The following is a 303-nucleotide window of genomic DNA, read 5'->3' on the forward strand; positions in this document are numbered from 1 at the left end:
CGCCGCATAAGCCGGTAGAATAACAAGCTTGAATAAGGGAAGGTCAATACGATGACAGTGCAACGGGTATTAGCAGTAGATGACGAAGAATATAATCTAGAAATCATTGAGGAAATTCTCGATGATCACGGGTTTGAGCTGAAAATGGTCGACAGTGGGCCAGCCTGCCTCGCGGTGGTGGGGGAGTTTAAGCCGGATATTATTTTGCTTGATGTCAGCATGCCAGATATGAACGGCTATGATGTTTGTCGCCAACTTAAAGCGAACCCAGAAACCGAAGATATTGTGGTCATGTTTGTATCT

1 protein-coding gene is annotated in these 303 nt (G+C 45.2%); it reads left to right on the forward strand.

Annotation, left to right across the window (positions count from 1 at the left end; genetic code table 11):
* Positions 1 to 51 precede the first annotated feature (51 nt).
* Positions 52 to 303, forward strand: a 252-nt coding sequence (locus CWC14_RS18880) for a response regulator (RefSeq protein ID WP_138564407.1), incomplete at its 3' end; no start/stop codon positions are given.

Source organism: Pseudoalteromonas sp. S3260 (genome assembly GCF_005886925.1).
GTDB classification, from domain to species: Bacteria; Pseudomonadota; Gammaproteobacteria; order Enterobacterales; family Alteromonadaceae; genus Pseudoalteromonas; species Pseudoalteromonas tetraodonis.